This window comes from Tamlana sp. s12 (genome assembly GCF_016767215.1).
Lineage (GTDB): Bacteria > Bacteroidota > Bacteroidia > Flavobacteriales > Flavobacteriaceae > Pseudotamlana > Pseudotamlana agarivorans.
The window spans coordinates 1,916,040-1,937,877 of sequence record NZ_CP068547.1 but is presented as its reverse complement, the minus strand read 5'-3'; the positions used below and the strand labels follow the sequence as shown (position 1 = coordinate 1,937,877).

Annotated in this window: 25 protein-coding genes; 13 read left to right on the top strand and 12 right to left on the bottom strand. The window is 34.8% G+C overall.

From position 1 onward, the window contains the following. Window positions 1-65 precede the first annotated feature (65 nt). Window positions 66-1,013 (bottom strand): transcription antitermination factor NusB, encoded by a 948-nt coding sequence (nusB, locus tag JJL45_RS08435; RefSeq protein WP_082935903.1) that lies wholly within the window; start codon window positions 1,011-1,013, stop codon window positions 66-68. A 359-nt stretch (window positions 1,014-1,372) separates the two neighbouring features. Between nusB and JJL45_RS08430 the strand changes: the two genes are divergently transcribed. Both JJL45_RS08430 and JJL45_RS08425 read left to right on the top strand, forming a co-directional pair. After that, entirely contained in the window at window positions 1,373-3,136 is a 1,764-nt protein-coding gene (locus JJL45_RS08430) for an ABC transporter ATP-binding protein (RefSeq protein WP_068602903.1), read from the top strand. A 153-nt stretch (window positions 3,137-3,289) separates the two neighbouring features. Next, complete coding sequence (locus JJL45_RS08425; RefSeq protein WP_068602904.1) at window positions 3,290-3,673, top strand: PUR family DNA/RNA-binding protein; 384 nt, start codon at window positions 3,290-3,292, stop codon at window positions 3,671-3,673. Window positions 3,674-3,727: 54 nt separating this feature from the next. Here JJL45_RS08425 and JJL45_RS08420 read toward each other — a convergent pair whose 3' ends face one another. Together JJL45_RS08420 and JJL45_RS08415 are read right to left on the bottom strand one after the other, a co-directional pair. Continuing rightward, window positions 3,728-4,759 (bottom strand): lysophospholipid acyltransferase family protein, encoded by a 1,032-nt coding sequence (locus JJL45_RS08420; protein WP_242521377.1) that lies wholly within the window; start codon window positions 4,757-4,759, stop codon window positions 3,728-3,730. Window positions 4,760-4,828: 69 nt separating this feature from the next. Beyond that, window positions 4,829-5,164: a tRNA-binding protein gene (locus JJL45_RS08415; protein WP_068602905.1), complete on the bottom strand. Its 336-nt coding sequence runs from the start codon at window positions 5,162-5,164 to the stop codon at window positions 4,829-4,831. A gap of 46 nt (window positions 5,165-5,210) precedes the next feature. Here JJL45_RS08415 and JJL45_RS08410 point away from each other — a divergent pair, with 46 nt between their 5' ends. Further along, the gene (locus JJL45_RS08410; RefSeq protein WP_068602906.1) at window positions 5,211-5,768 is read left to right on the top strand and encodes a thioredoxin family protein; all 558 of its coding nucleotides are present in this window, start codon (window positions 5,211-5,213) and stop codon (window positions 5,766-5,768) included. A gap of 18 nt (window positions 5,769-5,786) precedes the next feature. Here JJL45_RS08410 and JJL45_RS08405 read toward each other — a convergent pair whose 3' ends face one another. The 3 genes from JJL45_RS08405 to JJL45_RS08395 form a co-directional block, all read right to left on the bottom strand. Then, the gene (locus JJL45_RS08405; protein ID WP_068602907.1) at window positions 5,787-6,272 is read right to left on the bottom strand and encodes a GNAT family N-acetyltransferase; all 486 of its coding nucleotides are present in this window, start codon (window positions 6,270-6,272) and stop codon (window positions 5,787-5,789) included. A gap of 1 nt (window position 6,273) precedes the next feature. Further along, entirely contained in the window at window positions 6,274-6,819 is a 546-nt protein-coding gene (locus JJL45_RS08400) for a YfiT family bacillithiol transferase (protein WP_068602908.1), read from the bottom strand. A 128-nt stretch (window positions 6,820-6,947) separates the two neighbouring features. Next, complete coding sequence (locus tag JJL45_RS08395; RefSeq protein WP_067150626.1) at window positions 6,948-7,880, bottom strand: peptidylprolyl isomerase; 933 nt, start codon at window positions 7,878-7,880, stop codon at window positions 6,948-6,950. A 141-nt stretch (window positions 7,881-8,021) separates the two neighbouring features. Here JJL45_RS08395 and JJL45_RS08390 point away from each other — a divergent pair, with 141 nt between their 5' ends. Then, the gene (locus JJL45_RS08390; protein ID WP_068602909.1) at window positions 8,022-8,303 is read left to right on the top strand and encodes a type II toxin-antitoxin system RelE/ParE family toxin; all 282 of its coding nucleotides are present in this window, start codon (window positions 8,022-8,024) and stop codon (window positions 8,301-8,303) included. A gap of 12 nt (window positions 8,304-8,315) precedes the next feature. Then, complete coding sequence (locus JJL45_RS08385) at window positions 8,316-8,618, top strand: HigA family addiction module antitoxin (RefSeq protein WP_068602910.1); 303 nt, start codon at window positions 8,316-8,318, stop codon at window positions 8,616-8,618. Window positions 8,619-8,765: 147 nt separating this feature from the next. Here the strand turns inward: JJL45_RS08385 and recQ are convergent, their stop codons facing one another. Next, window positions 8,766-10,970 (bottom strand): DNA helicase RecQ, encoded by a 2,205-nt coding sequence (recQ, locus tag JJL45_RS08380; RefSeq protein WP_068602911.1) that lies wholly within the window; start codon window positions 10,968-10,970, stop codon window positions 8,766-8,768. A 252-nt stretch (window positions 10,971-11,222) separates the two neighbouring features. Between recQ and JJL45_RS08375 the strand changes: the two genes are divergently transcribed. The 4 genes from JJL45_RS08375 (at window position 11,223) to lptB (ending at window position 14,119) form a co-directional block, all read left to right on the top strand. Continuing rightward, window positions 11,223-12,140, top strand: a complete 918-nt coding sequence (locus JJL45_RS08375; protein ID WP_410529952.1) for an SIS domain-containing protein — start codon at window positions 11,223-11,225, stop codon at window positions 12,138-12,140. Next, complete coding sequence (gene tatC / locus JJL45_RS08370; protein WP_068602913.1) at window positions 12,140-12,967, top strand: twin-arginine translocase subunit TatC; 828 nt, start codon at window positions 12,140-12,142, stop codon at window positions 12,965-12,967. Before JJL45_RS08375 ends, tatC begins: the two co-directional genes overlap by 1 nt. Continuing rightward, window positions 12,957-13,304 (top strand): carboxymuconolactone decarboxylase family protein, encoded by a 348-nt coding sequence (locus tag JJL45_RS08365; RefSeq protein WP_068602914.1) that lies wholly within the window; start codon window positions 12,957-12,959, stop codon window positions 13,302-13,304. Before tatC ends, JJL45_RS08365 begins: the two co-directional genes overlap by 11 nt. Before the next feature lie 74 nt (window positions 13,305-13,378). After that, a complete protein-coding gene (lptB, locus tag JJL45_RS08360) occupies window positions 13,379-14,119 on the top strand; it encodes an LPS export ABC transporter ATP-binding protein (RefSeq protein ID WP_067150611.1) in 741 nt (246 codons plus the stop codon). Between the two features lie 507 nt (window positions 14,120-14,626). Here the strand turns inward: lptB and JJL45_RS08355 are convergent. Beyond that, window positions 14,627-14,965 (bottom strand): DUF86 domain-containing protein, encoded by a 339-nt coding sequence (locus tag JJL45_RS08355; protein ID WP_068602915.1) that lies wholly within the window; start codon window positions 14,963-14,965, stop codon window positions 14,627-14,629. Beyond that, window positions 14,934-15,314, bottom strand: coding sequence for a nucleotidyltransferase family protein (locus tag JJL45_RS08350; RefSeq protein WP_242521376.1), 381 nt, complete (start codon window positions 15,312-15,314; stop codon window positions 14,934-14,936). Before JJL45_RS08350 ends, JJL45_RS08355 begins: the two co-directional genes overlap by 32 nt. A gap of 196 nt (window positions 15,315-15,510) precedes the next feature. On the opposite strand from JJL45_RS08350, the gene JJL45_RS08345 reads away from it, so the two are divergent. After that, window positions 15,511-15,810, top strand: coding sequence for a type II toxin-antitoxin system RelE/ParE family toxin (locus JJL45_RS08345; RefSeq protein WP_068602916.1), 300 nt, complete (start codon window positions 15,511-15,513; stop codon window positions 15,808-15,810). A 3-nt stretch (window positions 15,811-15,813) separates the two neighbouring features. Then, window positions 15,814-16,098, top strand: a complete 285-nt coding sequence (locus JJL45_RS08340; RefSeq protein WP_068602917.1) for an addiction module antidote protein — start codon at window positions 15,814-15,816, stop codon at window positions 16,096-16,098. 76 nt (window positions 16,099-16,174) lie between these two features. Here JJL45_RS08340 and JJL45_RS08335 read toward each other — a convergent pair whose 3' ends face one another. Both JJL45_RS08335 and JJL45_RS08330 read right to left on the bottom strand, forming a co-directional pair. Beyond that, window positions 16,175-17,059, bottom strand: coding sequence for a DUF808 domain-containing protein (locus JJL45_RS08335; RefSeq protein ID WP_068602918.1), 885 nt, complete (start codon window positions 17,057-17,059; stop codon window positions 16,175-16,177). A 5-nt stretch (window positions 17,060-17,064) separates the two neighbouring features. Next, window positions 17,065-17,814, bottom strand: a complete 750-nt coding sequence (locus JJL45_RS08330; RefSeq protein WP_068602919.1) for a CDP-alcohol phosphatidyltransferase family protein — start codon at window positions 17,812-17,814, stop codon at window positions 17,065-17,067. Between the two features lie 411 nt (window positions 17,815-18,225). On the opposite strand from JJL45_RS08330, the gene JJL45_RS08325 reads away from it, so the two are divergent. Next, the gene (locus tag JJL45_RS08325) at window positions 18,226-19,212 is read left to right on the top strand and encodes a PorV/PorQ family protein (protein ID WP_242521428.1); all 987 of its coding nucleotides are present in this window, start codon (window positions 18,226-18,228) and stop codon (window positions 19,210-19,212) included. Beyond that, the gene (locus tag JJL45_RS08320; protein ID WP_068602921.1) at window positions 19,209-20,378 is read left to right on the top strand and encodes a DUF4105 domain-containing protein; all 1,170 of its coding nucleotides are present in this window, start codon (window positions 19,209-19,211) and stop codon (window positions 20,376-20,378) included. Before JJL45_RS08325 ends, JJL45_RS08320 begins: the two co-directional genes overlap by 4 nt. A gap of 27 nt (window positions 20,379-20,405) precedes the next feature. Here the strand turns inward: JJL45_RS08320 and JJL45_RS08315 are convergent, their stop codons facing one another. Next, complete coding sequence (locus tag JJL45_RS08315; protein ID WP_068603137.1) at window positions 20,406-21,800, bottom strand: sugar transferase; 1,395 nt, start codon at window positions 21,798-21,800, stop codon at window positions 20,406-20,408. Window positions 21,801-21,838 lie beyond the last annotated feature (38 nt).

The window sequence follows — 21,838 nt, the reverse complement described above, 5'->3', positions numbered from 1 at the left end:
ATAGCAATTATTTAAACTATTAAAAATTTTTGCTATTTTCTTAACAGATATTAACATGTAGTAGATTACATGAGGCCACGGCCCACTTTTGTTAAGGTGCCTTCAGCTTCATACTCCTTAACCAATTTATCTAAAATCCCATTTATAAAAATGCTACTTTTAGGTGTTGAATATTCTTTAGAAATTTCTAAATATTCATTCATGGTTACCTTTACAGGAATTGACGGGAAATTTTTAATTTCAGAAATGGCCATTTGTAATAGCACATAATCGACACTCGCAATACGCTCGGCATCCCAGTTTTTAGTTTTTTGTTCTATTTCCTTATTAATAGCTGTTCTATTTAATAAGGTCTTTTTAAACAAGGTTACCGCAAACTGTTTATCTTCGATATCCTTATAAAGTTTTGGTGTAAAATGTTTTTCTGGTGATGTCGCTTTAGCTTTTCTAAGCAGCTTTAATATCGTTGTATTTACCGTTGGAAGATCGTCTAACCACGTTAAATTTTTATCCTCGATATAATCGTATAACTTATCGTTAGGTGCAATAATGTCTTTAAACACATCAACTATAAAAGCGCGGTCTTCTTTAAAGTCGGAAACACGCGTTTTCATATATTCAGCATATAATTCACTTGATGTAATGGCTTTAAAGATCACATCGACATACTCATTATCAAGCTCCCAATTTATATGACCATTGCCTTTAATTTCATCTTCTAGTTGGATGTTATCTTTCAGAAGTTTTAGAAGTTCATTGTTTACAAACTTTCTATTAGGATCCTTATCTTCTTTAGTAGCCAGATGTTTGTTTTGCTTTTTTTGCAAATCATCTTCTGCTCTCTTTTGTACCTCAATCAATAAAGAAATGATTAATAGATACAAATTGTACATGTTTTCAATACTATAGACTAGAAATTTTTGATCTTTACTAAAATCATCACTTTCACTGCCTTTGAAAGCATACATGGTTTGCATTACTTTTACACGAATATGTCTTCTGCTTAACATCATTACAAAGAACTTTAATTTAAATAGATGAAGGTTTCCATTGTTTTCACGCCGCAAAAATAACACTATATTTAAAAAGAAATATACTATTCACGTATTTATTATAAGCAATATGTATTTAAAAGACACTTGAGTTCTTGTTGTGTAGTCGTAATTTTCAGCATCAATATATTATAGTAAAATCCGAATGCATTCTTAAAAATAAAACCTTCAGGGTACATGGCCTTAAGCTGTAGTTAAATAAAAAAATAATCCTAAATAATTTAAAATAGGCTTTAACGATATTTAACAATTAGAGCCCTAGCTTAAAGGTGGTAATTATCAATTATCCCCTATATTTGCCCTACTATTTTAATTTTTGAATGAAAGAATTACAGCACCTTAACAAATACTTTTATAAATATAAAACACATCTATTATTAGGTATTGTTATTACCATAGTTGCTAGAATATTTCTATTATTCACGCCGCGATATGTTAAAAAGATTTTTGTAATTATCGAAGATGCTTTTAAAAACAACGCTACTGAAGCAGCCGTTAAAGCAGATCTAACAGAGGCCATTTTATATATTATTGGTGCTGCTTTTATAGGCGGTATTCTTACCTTTTTTATGAGACAGACCATTATTAATGTGTCTCGTTATATTGAGTACGATTTAAAAAATGAAATTTACGAGCAGTACCAAAAACTGTCTTTAAATTTTTATAAAAAAAATAGAACAGGCGATTTAATGAATCGTATTACAGAAGATGTGGGACGTGTTCGTATGTATGCTGGTCCGGCCATTATGTACAGCATCAATACCATAGCCCTTTTCGTTATTGTTATTATTTACATGGTTAATGCATCGCCTAAATTAACTCTGTACACCATTTTACCTTTACCTATTTTATCAATAATCATTTATAAACTAAGTAAAGAGATCCACAAACGAAGTACCATTGTACAAGAATATTTATCGCAGCTTTCTACTTTCACACAAGAGTCGTTTAGTGGTATATCGGTAATAAAAGCTTATGGTATTGAACCACAAACAGCTTCAAATTTTAATACGCTTGCTAAGGAAAGTAAAGACAAACAAATAGATTTAAATAAAGTACAAGCTTGGTTTTTCCCCATGATGGTACTTCTTATTGGCGCTAGTAACCTCTTGGTTATTTATGTTGGAGGCATGCAATACATTAACGGTGAAATAAAAAGTATAGGTACCATTGCCGAATTTATCATTTACGTGAATATGCTCACCTGGCCAGTGGCTACCGTAGGATGGGTGACCTCCATCGTCCAACAGGCAGAAGCATCTCAAAAACGGATTAATGAGTTTTTAAAAATCGTACCAGAAATAAAAAACAACAACGCCAATCATTCTGAAATTACAGGAGATGTTCAATTTAAAGATGTTTATTTTACATACGACGATACTAATATTCAAGCTTTAAAAGGCATTAGTTTTCATATTAAACCTGGCGACAGTTTAGCCATTTTAGGAAAAACAGGTTCGGGTAAATCAACGGTTTTAGATTTAGTAGGACGTCTTTATGATATCGATCAAGGTTCCATCCTTATTAATGACACTGAAATAGCCGCCTTAAACTTAGTCGATTTAAGAAATAGTATAGGCTACGTGCCTCAGGATGCTTTTCTGTTTTCAGACAGCATTAAAACCAATATAAAATTCGGTAAACATGATGCTACCGATGACGATGTTATCGAAGCGGCTAAAAATGCTCAGGTACATAAAAACATCATGAAATTTAATAAGGGTTATGATACCATTTTGGGTGAACGCGGTATAACACTTTCTGGAGGACAAAAACAAAGGGTTTCCATTGCGAGAGCCATAATCAAATCACCTAAAATATTATTGTTTGATGATTGCTTATCGGCTGTAGACACCGAAACTGAAGAGAAAATATTAAATAACATTAACAGAATATCGAAAGGAAAAACGAGTATTATTGTAAGTCATCGTATATCAGCAGCTAAAAATGCTGATAAAATTATAGTGTTAGACGATGGTAAAATTGTGCAGGAAGGCACCCACGATACTTTGATAAATATTGATGGATATTACAAGGAACTCTATTTAAAACAACTGAGTGAAAACACAGCTAACCCACTGTAAATCTTTACAGTAAAACGAAACCTCAGCTTGTAAAATTTAATTAAATGCAACAAAACTTCAGAATTCAAAAAGAAACCTCAAAATTTGTTGCTTATTATCGGTTTTTTTTAGATTTTTGATACAAAATGATTATATATTAATTTTAATTCGACTATGAATAATAACGGTATGATGGAGAAAGAGGAAATTTTTTCAAAAGTTTTGAGAGCAGGACGACGCACTTATTTTTTTGATGTAAGAGCTACGAAAGCAGATGATTATTACTTAACTATTACAGAAAGTAAAAAATTCACTAATGACGACGGATCATTTCATTATAAAAAACATAAAATTTATATTTATAAGGAAGATTTCGCTGAGTTTAAAGAGATTTTAACAGAAATGACCGATTATATCATTAACGAAAAAGGAGACGAAGTGATTAGCGAGCGTCACCAAAAGGACTTCAAAAAAGAATACGACCCTACAAGTAGAGTTACGGAAGATGAATTAAAAACTCCTGAAAGTTTTACTGATATTAGTTTTGACGATATTTAAAATAGCCAAATAACAAATCAAGAACCGCTAAACTCCTTTAGCGGTTTTTTTATGCTATAATTTCACTGCAACCAATACCAGTACTAAACTCATTACCACGTAATACAAGGCGGCTGTAAAACCAAACAAACCTCCTACTACAAACGCTGTTAAAAGCAACCAAAACGGCCCCAACACAATAGTTACCGCGAAACGAAAAGTCGCTACAAACTCAAGCTCTTTAATTTTTGGTTGCGCATAATATTTCCATACCACATAAGGCATGATGTAGTTCACAATTAATAAGAAACGAAAGAGCTTTTTTAACCAGACAAATCGAGCTTTAGGGCGTTTTACAGGGGCTTCAAAATTATTTTTAATACAAGCATTTACGGCCTGTGGTTTTAAAAAATCTACTTTTAAAGACTCTAGTTTATCCAGCGTTTCCTGATACCCCTCTATTGGTATTACTGTCGTAAGCTTAGACATTTCAGCTTGAATTCTGGCTTTAAGCGTTATAACATCTTGGTTTCTCTGTCCCGTATACAAACTTTTGGCTGGTATAGACTCACCAAAGTGGATGGTGGCTTTATCAGGGAAATTTAAAATGCCCTCGTAATTTAAACCTAGAGGTAGCAACTGTAGGTCTGTTTCGGGATATTTTTCAAGCGTATCCAATACAATTCGAGTAAACCCTTTGCTTAACGGCCTTACGGTACGCCTTAAATCATGTCCGCCTTCAGGAAAAATAACCACAGTTTCCCCTTGACTAATCAACTTGGTACAGGTTTCAAAAATAGCATTATTATTTGTTAGATTCCCCCAACCATCGCGAATACGGTAAACAGGTAGCATTTGAAACCAATGAAACAACTTCGCTAGGAAAGGTTTGGTAAAAACTCCTGCACGGGTTAAATAATGTAAAAAGCGATCGATTGTCACGGCTATCAACAAAGGATCAATTAAACCATTTTGGTGATTACATAAAATGAGTGTTGGCTTGTTTTTAGGTAGGCGTTCCTTATTAAAGACCGTTATTTTCTTAAAATAGAAAAACATGCCAATCTTCATATACCCCCTAATAGCCCTTAAAAAAATATATTTCAAACTTGTTTAGGTTATTACTTCTGGTTGATGTATGGTGCATCTCAGATGTATCCGAAATGTGATTTAAATCTAGCTTACGGTAGTACCGTTTTTAACTGGATTTTCAGGGTTCAAAAGTACTACATCTTTCCCGTTTACAGCGCCAACTACCAAACATTCACTCATAAATCTAGCAATTTGTTTTTTCGGAAAATTAACAACGGCAACGATTTGCCTGTTAATCAAGTCTTCTTTTTTGTAAAGTGTTGTAATTTGCGCCGAAGTTTTTTTAATCCCAAGATCACCAAAATCGATAAACAGTTGATACGCCGGATTTCTTGCTTCAGGGAAGTCTTTCACTTCCATAATGGTACCTACCCGAAGGTCAACTTTAGTAAATTCTTCAAAAGTAATTGTCGCTTTCATTTTTTAAAAATACAAATATTACCGAACTTTGGTTAAACTTTTTATCATGGCAAACACCCCTTCAAACATGTTGCCCTTAGGCACAAAAGCACCATTTTTCGAGCTACCAGATACCGTGAGTGGCAACACTTTAAATTTGAATGATCTGAAAGGTAAAAACGGCACAGTCATCCTATTTATCTGCAACCACTGCCCTTTTGTAATTCATATCAACAAGGCCCTAGTTGACATTGCAAACGCTTACGCGGAAAATGGTATTGCTTTTATTGCCATTTCAAGTAATGATGCAGCAAACTACCCACAGGATGGCCCAGAAAAAATGCGAATTCATGCTAAAAATGAAGGCTACCCTTTTCCATATCTTTATGATGAAAGTCAAGCCGTAGCTAAAGCCTATGATGCGGCCTGCACCCCAGACTTGTATGTATTCGATAAAAATTTATCTCTTGTTTATCGTGGACAATTAGACGATTCGCGTCCTGGAAACGGAAAGCCCGTTACTGGAGCCGATTTAAAACTGGCCTTAGATTGTTTATTATCAGGAAAGGAAAATGAAGCGATACAAAAACCTAGTATTGGTTGTAATATAAAGTGGAAGTCTTAATAATACTAATTATTACTTTTACTTCAGTTTTAATTGCCAAATCCCTACATGCTGCCAGGTATCAAATTTGAATCCGACCTCATTAAGATGCGCCACCTTTTCAAAACCAAAATGTTCATGTAGTTTAACACTGGCGTCATTAGGAATAGTAAGCACCCCTAATACCGTATGAAAATTGTTTTGTTTTAGTCTTTTGAGTAAATCAGCATAAAGCTTTGTACCAATTTGCTTACCATGAGCGCCATGCTTTACATAAACCGTAGACTCCACAACATGGCTGTATGCAGGTTTAGGACGAAATCGACTGCCATAAGCATAGCCTAAAATTTCATTATTTTCTTCGTAAACTAGGAATGGGTAATCTTTTTTGATACCATCTATTTTATGTTGAAAATCATCCAAAGTTAGTGCATCAATATCGAAAGTCGCTACCGAATTTAACACGTAATAATTATAAATATCCAATAAGGCTTGAATGTCCTCGGGCTTTAATTCTCTAATCATTTTACAACCAACCTTTTTGTTTCATGACATTTTCAATATGTGCATAATGATGATTACTATGCCAAGCGTAGTTGCCTATTTGGAAATTCAGCTTCACCTCACTGTTCGTTTCAGGATGAATAAAACAGCGCTCTAAATCAGCTTCCGTTAAGGATTTTAATAAATAGACCAACTTAAAATGAATGGCCTTAATATGCTGCAGAGACATATCAATAGGTGCGAATTTAGAATCTGAAAGTTCTGCCCAGCGGTCTTCGTAATACGCTTTTATAAGCGGCTTATCTTCCGTTAAAGCCCATTTAAATCGTGTATAACTATGATGATGGCTATCAGAAACATGATGAACAACCTGCCTGATGGTCCACCCTCCAGGACGGTATTCAGTATCTAATTGGGCGTCATTCAAATTTTCTACTAATGACTCTAAGCGCTTTGGAAACTGCTCCAAAACAGAAATCCACGTGTTTAAATCTGAGTTAGAAATCGATTTTGGGCATTCAAATTTTCCAATAGGGTAACGTAATTTTTCAAGCTCTGCATTAGTCATTTTTAATGGCAATTAAATGGATTATGAAATTACACAATAAATAGTTACAACAAAAAAAAAGAGGCTGTAAGAAAAGTCAATATCATTTGAATTGTCAAACAGCCTCTTATACTTATTTTAAAAGCGGTTTATTTCACGCTCATTAACTCAACATCAAATACTAAAGTAGCATCTGGTGGAATAACACCTCCAGCACCTCTACTTCCGTAACCTAAGTGGCTAGGAATTACGAAACGTGCCTTATCGCCTACTTGTAATAACTGAATACCTTCATCCCATCCTGAAATCACTTGTCCTACGCCAACAGGAAAATCGATTGGTGAATTACGTTTGTATGACGAATCGAAAACTGTACCGTCAGACAATTGCCCTTTATAATGTACAGAAACTGTTTTACCTTTTTCAGCTTTCGCGCCATCTCCCTTTTGGATGATTTGGTAACGTAAGCCGCTTTCCGTTTTATTAAAACCTGTAGCAAGTTTATCTAATTCAGCTTCAGCTTGTGCTTTGGCTTCTGCTAAACGTTTTTCTCTAGATCCTTCAAAAGTTCTAAAAGCCTCAATAGCATTAAACGCTTCTGCTTCTGCTCCAACACGAACAATCTCTAAAGATTCAATAACATCACCTTGAGCAATAGCATCAACTACATCCTGACCTTCAATCACTTTTCCAAAAACAGTGTGTTTGTTATCTAACCAAGCTGTTTCTACGTGTGTTATAAAAAACTGACTCCCGTTTGTTCCTGGTCCTGCATTAGCCATCGATAAAACTCCTGGTCCGTCATGCTTTAAATCTGGGTGAAACTCATCATCAAACTGGTATCCTGGATTTCCAGAACCTGTACCTTGAGGACAACCACCTTGAATCATAAAATCTGGAATAACCCTGTGGAATTTTAATCCATCATAATAAGGTTTTCCTTGAGGTTTCGCCGAATTTTCTAAATTTCCTTCAGCTAAAGCAACAAAGTTACCTACCGTTCCTGGTGTTTTTTGAAATTCTAAAGCCACAAGAATTTCTCCTTTTGTCGTATTAAATTTTGCGTATAATCCGTCTTGCATTGTTCTATTTTTTAAGAAAGTGCAAAGATAACGAATGATTTCTGATTAAGACATTATGGCTGTATGAAATTTGGAGTCAGCCTTAATAGTTAAATTAAAACATTATACTTATCTTTGACGTTAGTAACGTAAAAAGTTATTATGATAATATCATTTGGTTCGAAAGCGACCGAAAAAATATGGAACGGTAGCCGTGTTAAGAAAATGCCAATTGAAATCCAGAATATTGGACGCAGAAAATTAAGAATGCTCAACAACTCCCAAGACATTTCGGATTTGAGGATTCCACCTTCCAACAGATTGGAAAAACTGACTGGAAAACTAAGCGATTTTTATAGCATTAGAATTAACAAGCAATGGCGTATTATATTTCAATGGGAAAATGGAAACGCAAGTGATGTTGAAATAATGGACTATCATTAAAAAATTAGAAAAATGGAAAAATTAGCAAATATACACCCTGGAGAAGTTTTAAACTTTGAATTTCTTGAGCCGCTTAAAATTTCGGCTTACCGACTTTCTAAAGATTTAAAAATACCTCAAACAAGGATTTCTGAAATTATAAAAGGAAGACGTAGAATAACAGCCGACACAGCGCTTCGTTTAAGCAAATATTTTGGAAATTCTGCCAAATTCTGGTTAGGCCTTCAAGATGATTATGATATCGAAGAGGAACGAGATAAGAAAAAGTCTGAATTAGATGATATCAAGAAATATGAATCTAAAGAAGTTGCTTAATAACGGTTGTTTGTTGATGGTTATTAGGTTTAAAAGAGAGGACAACCTCAACAAACCCATACCTTCGGCATAAGGCATACGGCAAATAAAAAAAGCTATGAGATGATTAACACACCTCACAGCCTTTTAAACTTATGTTTCTAAATTCTAATTCGCTACTTCACTAATAAACTTGATACGATACAAACGCAGTTCTTCATCGTCGTAATCGCCATCAAACTCATCAATAGCAGCTGTGATATTATCTGATTCCGATTCCATAAAATAATCGTGAATTTCTTCTTGTTGGTCTTCATCTAAAATATCATGAATCCAATAATCGATATTCAGTTTGGTTCCGGAATAAACAATAGCTTCCATTTCTTTGATAAACTCTTCCATGGTCATGCCTTTAGAAGCGGCAATATCATCAAGAGGTAATTTTCTATCTATATTCTGAATGATATACAACTTATTAGCCGAATTTGTTCCTGTAGACTTCACTACCAAATCTTCGGGGCGTGTTATATCATTTTCTTCAACATATTTCGCGATTAAATCGATGAAGCTTTTTCCATATTTCTTCGCTTTCCCATCGCCAACACCATGAACATTAGCCAATTCTGCTAAAGTTATAGGGTATTTTAAGGCCATATCTTCTAGAGAAGGATCTTGAAAAATAACAAAAGGAGGCACTCCTAATTTCTTCGCGTTCTTTTTACGTAAATCTTTAAGCATGCCCATAAGAACCGCATCAGCAACCGCACCACTTACTTTTTGTGAAGTCACAATGCTACCATCCTCCTGCTCGCCTTCAAAAACATGATCTTCGGTCATAAGAAATGAACTCGGATTTTTAATAAAATCGTGTCCTTCGGGAGTTAATTTAATAACGCCGTAAGTTTCAATGTCTTTTTTAAGAAATCCTGCCACTAAAGCTTGTCTTAATAAAGCCATCCAATATTTCTTATCGTGATTTTTCCCAGAACCAAAAAACGGTTGTTCATTGGTTTTGTGTGAATTAATCATGGCATTTTCTTGCCCAACAAGCACATTTACTAAATCTTTAGACTTATACTTTTCATTACTATCGCGAATCACTTCAAGAATCAGCTTGACTTCAGTTTGGGCTTCCGTTTTCTTTTTAGGGTGACGAACGTTATCATCCATATCGCCACCTTCACCAGTTTCATTGTCAAATTCTTCGCCAAAATAGTGAAGAATAAATTTTCTTCTCGAAATGGATGTTTCCGCGAAAGCGACAACCTCTTGCAACAACGCTTGTCCGATTTCTTGCTCGGCAACAGGCTTACCAGACATGAATTTTTCTAACTTTTCAATGTCTTTGTAGTTATAAAACGCCAAACAGTGGCCTTCACCACCATCACGACCGGCACGGCCCGTTTCTTGGTAATAACTCTCTATACTTTTCGGAATATCATGATGGATTACAAAGCGCACATCGGGCTTATCAATCCCCATTCCGAAGGCAATAGTAGCAACCACAACATCGACATCTTCCATTAAGAATTTGTCTTGATGGCTAGAACGGGTTTTAGCATCTAAACCAGCGTGATAAGGCACAGCATTAATACCGTTAACCTGTAAAACTTGTGCTAATTCTTCAACACGTTTTCGACTCAAACAATACACAATACCCGATTTACCATCATTTTGTTTGATAAAACGAATAATATCGGCATCAACCTGCTTGGTTTTTGGCCTTACCTCGTAATATAAATTTGGTCTATTAAAAGACGCTTTAAAGGTTTTGGCATCACCAATCCCTAAGTTTTTAATAATGTCTTCCTGTACTTTAGGCGTGGCTGTTGCTGTTAAACCAATAATTGGAATATTGTCGCCAATACGCTTAATAATATGTCTAAGGTTTCGATACTCGGGTCTAAAATCATGTCCCCATTCACTAATACAATGGGCTTCATCAATGGCTAAAAAAGAAATTTTCACCGACCTTAAAAACTCGACGTTTTCTTCTTTAGTTAAAGATTCTGGAGCAACATACAGGAGTTTCGTAATACCATTGGTGATATCCGATTTAACCTGTTTTATTTCTGTTTTATTTAAGGATGAATTTAATACGTGAGCAATACCTTCCTCTTTCGAAACACCTCGAATGGCGTCTACTTGATTTTTCATTAATGCAATTAAAGGTGAAACCACAATAGCTGTACCTTCCTGCATTAAAGCCGGTAATTGGTAACAAAGTGATTTACCACCTCCTGTGGGCATAATCACAAAAGTGTGTTGCCCTGATAATATACTTTCAACAACATCTTCTTGAAGTCCTTTAAATTGATTAAATCCAAAGTACTTTTTCAAAGCTGCCTGAATGTCTTGTTTTGCTATTAACATCAGTTTAAAATAATTAATTTACTTGCTTCTTCTTTTTAAAAAACAATCAAAACTGAAGCATTAATTAATTCGTGTAATTTCAAGATCCCTCATTTATTTTTTCGTTAGTTTTGTAACGAAAATTCAAATTACAATTAATATTCAATTCTGATTATTACTTAAAGATACTAAAATCTTTAAAAATCAAATCAAAAATACAAAATTTTGAAAGACAAACAGTCTATTATTAACATTGCAAAGCAGACCATTGAAATGCAGAGTCAGGCTATTTCAAATTTGTCTAGTCTGGTAACCGATGAGTTTGCTAGCGCCGTTGATTTAATTTACAATTCAAAAGGGCGCGTTATTATTACAGGAATTGGTAAAAGTGCTATTATTGGCAATAAAATAGTGGCTACTTTAAATTCTACAGGTACTCCTGCGGTTTTTATGCATGCAGCCGACGCGATTCATGGTGATTTAGGACTTATTCTAGAAGACGATGTGGTTATCTGCCTTTCAAAAAGCGGAAATACCCCAGAAATTAAAGTGATTGTCCCACTTATAAAACGTGTTAAAAACAAACTTATCGCCATTACAGGTAACAAAGACTCTTTTCTAGGTCAGCATGCCGATTATGTCTTAAACGCCTATGTTGAAAAAGAAGCTTGCCCTAATAATTTAGCACCAACCACAAGTACAACAGCACAATTGGTTGTAGGTGATGCCCTTGCCATTTGTTTGTTGGAGTTACGCGGATTTACAAGCAACGACTTTGCAAAATACCATCCTGGAGGTGCTTTGGGTAAGAAATTGTATTTAACTGTTAATGATATTTCTTCGGTAAACGAAAAACCAAAAGTAGAACCTAATACAAGCATAAAAAATGTCATTATTGAAATTACGGAAAAAATGCTCGGGGTTACCGCTGTGGTTGAAAACAATAAAATTATAGGTATTATTACCGATGGTGATTTACGTAGAATGTTATCTAAAGTTGACGATTTCTCAAATCTAACGGCTAAAGATATCATGAGCGCAAATCCTAAGCGTATCGAAGCCAAAGCCATGGCTATTGAAGCTTTAGAGGTTATGGAAGGTCATGAAATTTCACAACTTCTCGTTGAAGATGAAGGCCTTTACGCTGGCGTCGTACACTTACATGATTTAATTAAAGAAGGCATCATATAATGGCTAAAAAGAACATTGATGAGATGTCATTTTTAGACCATCTCGAAGATTTACGATGGCATCTTATCCGCATTTGTGGCTCCATAATAATTGTGGGAACTCTGGCTTTTATTTTTAGCCGATTTATTTTCAATTCCATCATTTTCGCCCCTTTACACATGAGTTTCCCAACTTATGATTTTTTATGTAAGATGGCGACCTTAATGAATTTGGACACCACGTTTTGTAATGAAAAAATACCTCTAATTTTACAGAACAGAACCATGGCCGGGCAATTTTCTGCCGATATATGGACCGCTATTCTAGGAGGTTTTATCATTTCATTTCCTTATATTATTTACCAATTATGGAAATTTGTTAGTCCGGGTTTACATAGTGACGAGCGTAAACATTCAAGAGGTTTTATCATTATTTCGTCACTCTTGTTTTTTATTGGCGTCCTTTTTGGCTATTACATTGTAACTCCACTTTCAATCAATTTTTTGGCTAATTATAGCATTTCCGATATGGTAGACAACCAAATTGACATCAGCTCATACATAGCTTTGGTGCGCTCGTCGGCATTGGCTTCCGGACTCATTTTTGAGCTTCCTATCATTATTTATTTCTTTACCAAAATAGGCTTAGTAACGCCAGAAATTTTAAAGAAATACAGAAAATACGCCTTGGTAATCGTCCTTATTTTGTCGGCCGTTATTACCCCGCCAGATATTGCGAGTCAGGTAATCGTAGCCATTCCTATTTTAATTTTATATCAAGTAAGTATTCTAATTTCTAGAATTGTAGTTAGAAATCAAAAACGAAAAGAAAAACAGCATGTCAAATAGCGTTCAGGAATTCAACGACTACCGAGCTAAAATGAATGACAAGATTTTAGCCGATAACAACAAAATTATAAAGCGCATCTTTAATTTAGATACTAACGCTTTCGCGGAAGGCGCCTTAGATGTAAAAACAAAGGAACTTCTAGGATTGGTAGCTTCTACAGTGCTACGATGCGATGATTGCGTTAAGTATCACTTAGAAACATCTTATAAGTTAGGATTGAAAAAAGAAGAGGTGGTTGAAGCTTTAGGCATCGCTACCTTAGTGGGTGGCACTATTGTTATTCCGCATTTACGCCGTGCCTATGAGTTTTGGGACGACCTAGAATCTCAAAGTTAAAGAAAATATAAATCTTAAATTTGCCTATTCCATTAGTATCATTTTACTAATTTTAGCCTTCAGATGATAACATTATGATTTTAAAAGCTCAGAATTTAATGAAGTCCTATAGCGGACGAAAAGTTGTAAAAGACGTTTCCCTTGAAGTGAGACAAGGTGAAATCGTTGGACTTCTAGGCCCTAATGGTGCTGGAAAAACCACGTCTTTTTACATGATTGTTGGCTTGATTAAACCTAATGGCGGCCATATTTTCTTGGAGGATACTGAAATCACAAATTATCCCATGTATAAACGTGCCCAAAATGGTATTGGTTATTTGGCACAAGAAGCTTCTGTTTTTAGAAAACTGAGTATTGAAGACAATATTTTAAGTGTTCTTCAGCTTACCAAACTCTCAAAAAAGGAGCAAAACTACAAAATGGAGGCCCTTATTGATGAATTTAGCTTAGGGCATATTCGAAAAAGTCGTGGCGATTTATTGTCTGGTGGTGAGCGTAGACGTACCGAAATTGCACGTGCTTTAGCAACCGATCCTAACTTTATTTTATTAGATGAACCTTTTGCTGGTGTAGACCCCGTGGCCGTTGAAGACATTCAACGCATCGTAGCACAACTCACCAAAAAGAATATTGGTATTTTAATTACCGATCATAACGTACAAGAAACTTTAGCCATTACAGATAGAACCTACCTAATGTTTGAAGGTAGCATCCTAAAAGCTGGTGAACCCGAAGAATTAGCCAACGACGAAATGGTAAGAAAGGTGTACCTAGGACAGAATTTCGAGCTTAGAAAGAAGAAGATTCGAGAGTGATCATTCGGGATTGATTATTGATTATTGATTATTGGGAGTTAAATATTGTTGATACGTTTAATTGTGTATTTGTGTAATCGTGAATAACGTTTGTCACGCTGGGCTTGATAAAAGACTATAAATATTAAAAGTTAGATAGTAGATATTAGAAATAAAAAAAACTATTGTCCCAACAAATTACTTTTAAACAGATTCTTCAGTCCTACCTCCTACTGAATGACGGCGAAACGTCTTCTTCCTTTTGATTGTTTATTTATTATTTACTATTGATTATTGGGAGTACAATACTGTTGAAACGTTTAATTGTTTAATCGTGTAACTGAGAGCTAGGTTTGTCACGCTGGGCTTGATGAGTGCAATCCGAGTTAGAAGTAAAAATTCAAAACAAACTAAGAAAATCCTTTTTAAGTTTTTGAAATGATGTTGATACGTTTAATGGTTTAATCGTGTACCGAAGGCAACATTTATCAAAATGTCGTGGAAGGAATTTTTCCAAGCGCATTCAGACTAACGTACACCAAATTTATTTTCCACTTCTGTTTTTAATTTACGGATATGGATGTTAATAATGGCCCAAACAATTGCGTTATCTATACTACCGTAAGCATGAACCAATCTGTTTCTAAAACCAATGATCTGTGCAGCATTTTCAATTGAAATATCTGGTTCTGCTTTTTTGAATTGATTTAGCGCTTCCCCAATAATTGATAGTTGTCGTTCTACCGCACTTTGTGTTTTTAAATCTTCTTGATAAGCCTTAAAATCCAAAACGTCTACTGTAAACTTTTCTATTAATTCAATAGCGATTAAAATATCAGATAGATATTTCTTGCTTTTGTCCGTCATAGATCAAAATTTTAGTAGCATCAATATTTCTTTTTAAAATAGGATTTCTAATAGATGAATCAGTTAACAAGTCTACTTTTCTTTGAAAAAAGAGTTCAAATTTATCCCAAATACTAATTAGCGACTCTCCTCGTTCAATGGGATCTTGATTTTCAATTTCTATCAATAAATCGATATCACTAGAATCGTCATTAAATTGATCGGTTACAGAAGACCCAAAAGCATACAAAGTTTTAACATTATGAGATTTGCATAATGATAAAAACTCTGTCATTTTATATTTTATTGATTCCTTCAAATCCATAATGCTAATATAACCATTTTTAATCTCTAAACATAAAAGCTCCATATTTCGATTGTTTAGGCGTTACCAATGTGAAGCGTTAAATTGTTTTCGTGTAACTAGCCAAAACCTGTTGAAGGGCTTTTGATTCGTATTTTAGCTACTGCTAACTTCAAATAAAACCTCAACATGTTATAAATTTAATTTTACTGAATTATTTCAAATATTTCTTTTAAATTTGTATCCAAGTAGATACGTTTTTATGTTCTTTATTGAAAAAACAAATGAATTTGACAAATGGTTTAGAAAGCTAAAAGACCTAAAAGCGAAAGCTAAAATTTTATTCAGAATTCAAAAATTAGAAACCGACGAACATTTTGGAGATTGTAAAATTGTTGGTGATGGTATTCGAGAAATGAGAATAAATTTCGCTAAAGGCTATAGGGTTTATTTCAAAGAAAAAGACAGAAAAATAATTGTACTGCTTATAGGCGGGGATAAATCTACACAACAAAAAGACATTACAAAAGCAAAAGAAATTTGGAGAAATTTAAACAATTAAAAAATGGGAACTTCAAGATTTGAAATAGCAGATTATTTAGAAAGCAAAGAAATGATTGCAGAATACCTCAATACTGTTTTAGAAGAGGGGACAAATGCAGATATCATTAATGCCATCGGACATATCGCAAAAGCTATAGGAATGACAAAAATTTCAGAGGAAACTGGTTTGAGTAGACCAAGTTTATATAAAGCATTATCTGATGGTGCAAAACCACAATTTGCGACAATTATGAAAGTATTAAAAGCAATCGGAGGACAAATTCAAATTAATCCTATATCTAGTTAAAAAAACACCCCAAAAACAAGGCTTGAGATCTTTTTTATTTAAACCTTTAACAGGTTTCTTTAATTCATTCCTAAGATCACTTAGAAACCAGTTTCTTAATACCTACTATACCTTTAAAAATCAAAAAGGCTAATGCACCTATGAGTAGGCCTAAGATAAATTCTCTGACAACAAAAGGGAAATCTTCTAGAAAGTGGTGAAAATAATCAATGTGATGTACAAAAATGCCGCCTGAAACAAGAAGTAAGGCGATAGTACCAACTACAGCTAAGATTTTTATCACCCAAGGCAAGGTTTTAACGAGTACGCCTCCCAGCACATGGGTGACACTTTTTTTGTTATCGTTAAGACTAATCAGCTTAAACCCGAAATCGTCCATACGAACAATTAAAGCCACTATACCATACACCCCAATAGTTGCTATCAACGCTACCACCGAAACCACTAAAATCTGAGTTAGTAAAGGTTCTTCAACTACAGAGCCTAAAGCGATAATTACGATTTCTACCGAAAGGATGAAATCGGTTACAATGGCCGCTTTAATTTTCTTTTTTTCAGTTTCTACTCTTTCCTCTGCAGTAAGATTTTGTTTTTCCACATGAACTTCAGGGTGTTCATCTTCTTTATGCGGAAAAATATAATGTATTATTTTTTCAACACCTTCAAAAGCCAAATAAACACCTCCTAAAATTAGAGCCAGAGTCACGCCCCAAGGCGCAAAGGCGCTCAATAAAAAAGCTATAGGCAAAATAATCACTTTGTTTAGTAAAGAACCTTTGGCAATAGCCCACAAAACAGGCAGCTCTCGTGAAGCTAAAAAACCAGTGGCTTTTTCGGCATTCACTGCCAAATCATCCCCTAAAATCCCTGCTGTTTTTTTAGCAGACACTTTACTCATAACCACAACATCGTCCATTAAGCTGGCGATATCATCTAATAATGCAAAAAAACCTGATGCCATTTATTTTATTTTGAAGTTGAATTGTCTATTACAGATAAAAGGATATAAAATAAGATGATAGCAGGAATGGCGATAAACTTTAAAACCATCACAAATACCACACTCATAATCAAGAAAATATAACGAATCACATTTCCCTTGAAACGGAAGTCTTTAAATTTTAAAGCAAATAATTTAATATTAGCATTTAAAACATAACAGCTTAAAAGAGTCATACCTACTAAAAACCACGTATTTAAAATAACAGATTGTATAAAATCACTGTTTTGAAACTCTAAAATTAGAGGCAGACCCAATATTAAAATGGCATTGGCAGGCGTTGGTAAGCCTTTAAAAAATGATTGCTGCTCATCGTCTATATTAAACTTCGCCAAACGATATGCCGATCCTAAAGTAATAAGGAGTCCGAAAAATGGAAAAATCATATTAAATTCTAAATCTGATACCTCAAGCGATTCTTGTGCTACAGTTTCCAAATCCCCCCATGCAGGCAAAGACAATTCTAAGAGTTTGTACATGACAATTCCCGGCACTAACCCACTAGTTACCATATCTGCTAAAGAATCTAATTGCAAACCTAATTCACTAGATACTTTCAGTTTTCTAGCTGCAAATCCATCAAAGAAATCGAAAAAGATGCCGAGAAACACAAAAAAGGCTGCGTACACAAATTGGTCATTTACAGCGAAAATTACCGCTATACTTCCGCAGAATAAATTTAAAAGTGTTAGCGCATTAGGTATATGTTTCTTCATAATATAAATGAAATCGTTTTAGTTATATGCTGTTAAAGCGTCATTCATGCTTTGATCCTCTGTCACGCTGAGCTTGTCCAAGCACAACTTACACCATGCTGATGATAGCCTTCGAGAGGCTCAGGCTGACGTCTCGCTCCTCACAAAACACGCCGCCTCTCACCATCTAATTCCAAGAATCAAAACAACACCTCTTTTAAACAGGGTCTCAAAATTTTAGTAAAAATAACAAACAAATTTAGTCTGTAATAGCGAATAAACAATATCTACCCTAAATTGCAGTTTATAGGTTTATAATTTATGTGCATATTTGTAAAAAATTTACATTTGAAAACCAACCTAACCGTATTCATTTTAATTCTATCCCTTTCTGCCTTCGGACAAGCTGTTAGAAAGTACTCTAATGAGTTCATGAATATTGGTGTAGATGCCGCTGCTTTAGGCATGAGTAACGCCGTAACCGCCCATACTGCCGATGTTAATTCGGGGTATTGGAATCCTGCAGGGCTATTAAAGTTGAAGGACAACCAAGCCTCACTTATGCACTCCAGTTACTTTGCGAATATTGCTAATTACGATTATGCTGCTTTTGCCATGCCTATTGACGATAGAAGTGCTATGGGGTTTTCACTGATCCGTTTTGGTGTAGATGATATCTTAAATACCACACAACTTATAGATGCCCAAGGCAACATCAATTACGACCGTATTAGTTTGTTTTCTACAGCCGATTACGGCTTTACGTTTTCATACGCCAGGCACATGCCTGTTCAAGGTTTAAATTATGGTGTTAATGCCAAAGTGATTAGAAGAATAATTGGCGATTTTGCGTCGTCGTGGGGATTCGGACTCGACTTTGGTATGCAATTTCAAACACAGAATAACTGGAAATTTGGAATCATGGCTCGTGACATCACCACCACTTTTAATGCTTGGGCTATTGATGAGGATGAATTTAAAACCATTCAGGATGCCATTCCTGGGCAAAATCAAGAACTTCCTGAAACTACTGAAATCACTATTCCGAAATTACAAATTGGGATTTCTAAAAAAGTAGATTTTCATTATGACTATAGCCTACTCACTTCTGTTAATTTAAACGTGCGTTTTGAAGAGAATAACGATATTATTTCAACATCGGTGGCGAGTATCAATCCCGCTTTAGGTTTTGAGTTTGGCTATATCGATATGGTGTATTTACGTGGTGGTATGGGTAATTTTCAAAATGAATTACAAATCGATAATTCTGAGCAAATAAGCTTTCAGCCTACTTTTGGTGTCGGATTTAATTATCGGGGTATTCAGGTGGATTATGCTTTTACCGATATTGGCGATCAAAGTGTGGCGCTTTATTCCAACGTATTTTCCTTAAAACTGGATTTTAGTATTTTTAGATGATGCAAAAACTTAGCTTTTTTATTCTCCTTTTTTTTACGATTCACTTTTCCATTGCACAGCAGCACCAGTTATCGGAAACCGCTACTGTGAGCGTGCTTACCGTTGGACCTGGTAATCATTTAAACGATGCTTTTGGTCATAGTGGCTTTAGAATAAAAGACCGTTTATCTGGTCTTGATGTGGTTTATGGTTATGGTGAATACGATTTTGACACGCCAAACTTCTATCTGAAATTTGCTCAAGGTAAACTGAATTACCTCATCAGTAAAACCGAATACAACAGGTTTTACCAGGTTTATCGCTATTACGACCGATCCATTCGTGAGCAGGTTTTAAACCTAACCCAGGCCGAAAAACAAAAACTCTACGATTATTTAATAAACAATTACAAACCTGAAAACCGTGGTTATCTGTACGATTTCTTTTTTGATAATTGTGCTACTAAAATTAAAGATGTTACCAATATTGCCGTAAATAACACGATTGAATTTCACGAACCTAAGGATTTTAAAAATGCCAGTTTTCGTACTTTAATCCAAAACGAATTAAACAGAAATAGCTGGGGAAGTTTAGGTATCGATATTTGCTTAGGGTCGGTTATTGACAGACAAGCGCCTGCCGAGGATCATATGTTTTTACCTAAAAACATCTACAAATTCTTTGAAACTGCCACTATTGGCAAAAACAAACCGTTGGTAAGCAGCAGCCGTATTTTATATAGTCAGCAACAACCTCCTGCGAAAAATAACTTTTTAACCAGCCCCTTATTCCTTTTAGGCATCATAGGGTGTTTAATCCTTTTTATCACCTTTAAAGACTATAAAAACCAACAACAAAGTAAATGGTTGGATGTCTTGATTTTCGCAATTACTGGCGTTATAGGTGTACTTATCCTATTGCTTTGGTTTGCCACCGATCATAAAGGCACACATCAAAACTATAATTTACTATGGGCCTTTGCTTTAAACCTTTTTGTAATCGGACAATTCCTCAAAGCCAAGCCTGCTGTATGGTTTGTTAAATACCTTAAGCTACTCATAATCCTTTTGTGCTTATTGACACTACATTGGATTATCGGAGTTCAAGTTTTTGCTATTGGATTAATTCCGATATTAATAGCCCTAATGCTTAGGTATGTATTCCTGGTTTGGAATTACAACCGCTAAATTTTATCAGTTTTTAAGCTGAAAAGGCTACTGTCCTCTTAGAAATATGACCGTACTCATGGTTTTGACTAGAATAATAATATCAAGAAAAAAGCCACGATGTTTAATATAGTATAGGTCATACTGAAGTTTTAACAAACTGTCATCTACAGATGAAGCATAGCGCGTTTTAACCTGTGCCCATCCGGTTAAACCAGGTTTTACAATATGTCTCGTTTCGTAAAAAGGTAATTCTTTAGAGAGTTCTTTTACAAATACTTCACGTTCAGGCCTAGGTCCTATAAAACTCATTTCGCCTTTTAAAACATTAAGAAACTGAGGAAATTCATCCAACCTTGTATGGCGCATAAACTTTCCAAACGGCGTTATTCTACGATCATCTTTAGTCGCCCAAATCGCTTTTGTTGTTTCTGCATTTTTAATCATCGTACGGTATTTGATAATCTTAAATAGCTTACCATTTTTCCCAACACGCTCTTGGGTATAAAATAAAGGACCTCTATTAGCCAAAAGGTTTCCAACTAAAACAATCGGCAATAAACATACTCCTATTAGTAATCCGCAACTGGCTAAAATCAAATCGAAAACCCGTCTAAAAAACAGATACAATTTATTTTTATTATTCCTACTAAAAGGGAAGTACTTGTAAAAATCTTTACCCACAAACTGCACCGGAACACGTTCGGTCATTTCCTCATACACATTGGTATATTCATTAATAGGAAATCCGGCTTCTAGCAATTTAATAAGCGTCACATAGGTTTCTGATGTGATTGTTTCCGAATTATAACTTGCCACAACTACTTCAGAAATCCCTTCTTTATTGATGATGTCTTCAATGTCCTTGGGCTGGTATTCAGTAATACCATCTAACTTTATATGAGACATTTCTTGAGAAGCTTCACAATTTACAAAAGCCACTATTTTATAATTCGGATCGGTTTCGTTGAAAGCATCAACAATATTTTCAATCATGCTGCCCTCCCCTATGATTAATACCTTTTTATGAAATCTTGGTGATGCAATAAATGTGATATAGGCAAAGCGCCAAATAAAAAGTGCTAAAAGTATAGCAAAATAAAAGTATAGAATTTGTAGTCGGTTGCCCGGTAAAACGGGGGTATAAAAAGGGGTTAACAAATAAAACAAAACCGTAACCGATCCCGTCATGATAATTCCAAATGAAATGCGCTCCAATTTACTGGATTTTTGCAAATCATAAAGTTCAAAAATAGAACCGAATACCGAAAGATATAATAGTAATACAAACACCCAGGTCCAGTTCTGGTTGCTGATGGTAAAATAATCAAAATGAAATATACGTCCTACAAAATATAACACTAAAAGCACTGAAATCAGATCAAAACATCGTAACAAGATCTTACGCTCGGAAATATTAAAATGTATATTGCTTTTCGCCATAATCAAACTTTTGAGGGAGGTTAAAGATACTAAGTAAA

Coding starts and splice junctions, on each gene's coding strand:
- nusB (WP_082935903.1), bottom strand. CDS start 1,013: ATGATGTTAAGCAGAAGACATATTCGTGTAAAAGTAATGCAAACCATG.
- JJL45_RS08430 (WP_068602903.1), top strand. CDS start 1,373: ATGAAAGAATTACAGCACCTTAACAAATACTTTTATAAATATAAAACA.
- JJL45_RS08425 (WP_068602904.1), top strand. CDS start 3,290: ATGAATAATAACGGTATGATGGAGAAAGAGGAAATTTTTTCAAAAGTT.
- JJL45_RS08415 (WP_068602905.1), bottom strand. CDS start 5,164: ATGAAAGCGACAATTACTTTTGAAGAATTTACTAAAGTTGACCTTCGG.
- JJL45_RS08410 (WP_068602906.1), top strand. CDS start 5,211: ATGGCAAACACCCCTTCAAACATGTTGCCCTTAGGCACAAAAGCACCA.
- JJL45_RS08405 (WP_068602907.1), bottom strand. CDS start 6,272: ATGATTAGAGAATTAAAGCCCGAGGACATTCAAGCCTTATTGGATATT.
- JJL45_RS08400 (WP_068602908.1), bottom strand. CDS start 6,819: ATGACTAATGCAGAGCTTGAAAAATTACGTTACCCTATTGGAAAATTT.
- JJL45_RS08395 (WP_067150626.1), bottom strand. CDS start 7,880: ATGCAAGACGGATTATACGCAAAATTTAATACGACAAAAGGAGAAATT.
- JJL45_RS08390 (WP_068602909.1), top strand. CDS start 8,022: ATGATAATATCATTTGGTTCGAAAGCGACCGAAAAAATATGGAACGGT.
- JJL45_RS08385 (WP_068602910.1), top strand. CDS start 8,316: ATGGAAAAATTAGCAAATATACACCCTGGAGAAGTTTTAAACTTTGAA.
- recQ (WP_068602911.1), bottom strand. CDS start 10,970: ATGTTAATAGCAAAACAAGACATTCAGGCAGCTTTGAAAAAGTACTTT.
- JJL45_RS08375 (WP_410529952.1), top strand. CDS start 11,223: ATGCAGAGTCAGGCTATTTCAAATTTGTCTAGTCTGGTAACCGATGAG.
- tatC (WP_068602913.1), top strand. CDS start 12,140: ATGGCTAAAAAGAACATTGATGAGATGTCATTTTTAGACCATCTCGAA.
- JJL45_RS08365 (WP_068602914.1), top strand. CDS start 12,957: ATGTCAAATAGCGTTCAGGAATTCAACGACTACCGAGCTAAAATGAAT.
- lptB (WP_067150611.1), top strand. CDS start 13,379: ATGATTTTAAAAGCTCAGAATTTAATGAAGTCCTATAGCGGACGAAAA.
- JJL45_RS08355 (WP_068602915.1), bottom strand. CDS start 14,965: ATGACGGACAAAAGCAAGAAATATCTATCTGATATTTTAATCGCTATT.
- JJL45_RS08350 (WP_242521376.1), bottom strand. CDS start 15,314: ATGGAGCTTTTATGTTTAGAGATTAAAAATGGTTATATTAGCATTATG.
- JJL45_RS08345 (WP_068602916.1), top strand. CDS start 15,511: ATGTTCTTTATTGAAAAAACAAATGAATTTGACAAATGGTTTAGAAAG.
- JJL45_RS08340 (WP_068602917.1), top strand. CDS start 15,814: ATGGGAACTTCAAGATTTGAAATAGCAGATTATTTAGAAAGCAAAGAA.
- JJL45_RS08335 (WP_068602918.1), bottom strand. CDS start 17,059: ATGGCATCAGGTTTTTTTGCATTATTAGATGATATCGCCAGCTTAATG.
- JJL45_RS08330 (WP_068602919.1), bottom strand. CDS start 17,814: ATGAAGAAACATATACCTAATGCGCTAACACTTTTAAATTTATTCTGC.
- JJL45_RS08325 (WP_242521428.1), top strand. CDS start 18,226: ATGAATATTGGTGTAGATGCCGCTGCTTTAGGCATGAGTAACGCCGTA.
- JJL45_RS08320 (WP_068602921.1), top strand. CDS start 19,209: ATGATGCAAAAACTTAGCTTTTTTATTCTCCTTTTTTTTACGATTCAC.
- JJL45_RS08315 (WP_068603137.1), bottom strand. CDS start 21,800: ATGGCGAAAAGCAATATACATTTTAATATTTCCGAGCGTAAGATCTTG.